The sequence below is a fragment of the Coprococcus intestinihominis genome, assembly GCF_040096555.1.
Lineage (GTDB): Bacteria > Bacillota > Clostridia > Lachnospirales > Lachnospiraceae > Coprococcus_A > Coprococcus_A intestinihominis.
Window position 1 is genome coordinate 1 of the sequence record NZ_JBBMEK010000375.1, and the last position, 2,273, is coordinate 2,273.

Annotated in this window: 2 protein-coding genes; both read left to right on the top strand. The window is 44.8% G+C overall.

Going from position 1 to position 2,273, the window contains the following annotated elements; all coding sequences use genetic code 11:
* Window positions 1-231 precede the first annotated feature (231 nt).
* On the top strand, window positions 232-1,335 hold the full coding sequence (locus tag WMO25_RS17320) for an ABC transporter ATP-binding protein (RefSeq protein ID WP_349086430.1): 1,104 nt from the start codon (window positions 232-234) through the stop codon (window positions 1,333-1,335).
* Window positions 1,247-2,273 (top strand): ABC transporter permease (locus WMO25_RS17325; protein ID WP_349086432.1); only part of this gene is annotated, 1,027 nt, incomplete at its 3' end. The genes WMO25_RS17320 and WMO25_RS17325, both read left to right, overlap by 89 nt.

The window sequence follows — 2,273 nt, forward strand, 5'->3', positions numbered from 1 at the left end:
ATGGATATACAGAAGAAAATGACCGTTTGTGACCGTTCACAGAATGGTCATTTTTTCGTCACAAAATCCCCACCAAAGCATCACAAATATTGGTTATGCTATACCTTGAGAGAAAATAGCATGCTATAAAGCATGAAACAGACAATTACGAAACCCATTAGATATGGAAAATGCTAAAATTCTTGGGTTTCGTAATTGTCTGTTCAAATAGTGAGAAGGAGGAGAGAGGCTTTGATAGAAGTCAAAAATCTTGTGAAGAAATACGGCGATCATATTGCTGTAGATCATCTGAGTTTTACAGTGGAAGAAGGCCATATTTACGGTTTTCTGGGACCGAACGGTGCCGGCAAATCCACAACGATGAATATGATTACCGGTTATATCGGACCGACAGAAGGCAGCATTATGATCAACGGGCATGATATGCTGGAGAATCCGGAGGAGGCCAAGAAATGTATTGGTTATCTGCCGGAGATCCCGCCTTTGTATACAGATATGACACCCCTTGAATATCTGCGTTTTGCGGCCGAATTAAAAGGAATTGCCAGGAATAAAAAGGAAGAAGAGGTTCAGAGAGTGATCGCAGATGCCAAATTGGAGGCGGTGTCAGACCGTCTGATCCGGAATCTGTCCAAAGGTTACAAACAGCGTGTAGGTCTGGCCCAGGCACTGCTTGGATATCCGGAGGTGATTATTCTGGATGAGCCGACAGTCGGCCTGGATCCGGCGCAGATCATTGAGATGCGCGGATTGATCCGAAGTCTTGGCAAGAAACATACCGTCATTCTGAGTTCCCATATTTTGTCTGAAATCAGTGCAGTCTGTGATGATGTGCTGATTTTGTCCCACGGCAAACTGGTGGCCAGTGACACAACGGATAATCTTGGCAAGCTCATGGAAGATAAGGTAACACTGCATCTGACAGTCAAAGGGGATGAGGCGGCTATCAAAGGCGCACTGGATGCTGTTGATGGTGTTGAAAATATTGAATATACGGATTCTGAGGAAAAAGGTTGTGTCGATGTGATGATCCAGAGCGATCCGAAGACAGAAGTCCGTGAGATGATCTTCTACAGACTGGCAGCTGTCCAGTGTCCGATTTATGCCATGAATCAGATGAAGAAGTCATTGGAGGATGTCTTTATTGAATTGACAGCCGAGGGTACTGAAACATCTGCAAAGGCACAAAACAATGAAGATCCTCATGAAGAAGATTCTCATGAAGATGAGTTACATGAGGAAGATCATGAAGAACATGAAGAGCACCCGGGAGAAACTGACGAGACAGATGAAGAAGACGGAAAGGAGGCAGCAGAATATGACAGCGATTTATAAAAAGGAATTACGTTCGTATTTTACATCCATGACGGGCTATATCTGCATGGCCTTTATGCTGGTTGTGATCGGTATCTATTTTGCGGTGATCAATCTGTCTTCAGGCTATCCGTATTTCGGCTACACATTGTCCTGCGTCATTGTCTTATTCCTTTTGATGACACCGGTACTGACAATGCGTATCCTTGCGGAAGAGAAAAACCGGAAGACGGATCAGCTGCTTTTGACGGCGCCTGTTTCACTCTGGAAAATTGTCATTGGTAAATATCTGGCGATGGTGACAGTATTCGGCCTGGCCCTGCTGATCACCTGCTTTTATCCGTTGATTCTCAGCCGGTTCGGTACCGTTTCCCTGCCGATGGCTTATACAGCCATTTTGGGTTATTTCCTGTATGGTGCAGCCTGCATAGCCATTGGACTGTTTATCTCATCAGTAACGGAGAGTCAGGTTATTGCAGCATTGCTGACATTCTTTGTGCTGCTTGTATTTTATATTACAGGTGTGATCACCAACGCATTGCCGTCAACGGCGGTGGCATCTTTTGTTATTTGGATTTTCGTTATTCTTTTTGCAGCATGGCTGGTGTATAACCTGACATCCAATATAAAGATCGCAGTTGCGGCGGCTATCATTGCGGAAGCTGTCAATGTTATCATTTTCTTTGCAAAATCAGAATGGATGGCCGGTTCTGTGGCAAAAGTGCTGGGTGCCTTTAATATGACATCCTTCTTTTCTAACTTCGGTTCCGGTGTCTTTGATATAACGGGTATTGTCTATTACCTGTCTATTATCGGATTCTGCATCTTTTTGACGATACAGTCCATTCAGCGCAAACGCTGGGGCGGCGATGCCTTGATGACAGCCGTTGTGCTGGCCATCGTTGTGGTGATCAATCTGGTAGTGGGTCAGATTCCGGTGAAATATACACAGTTTGACC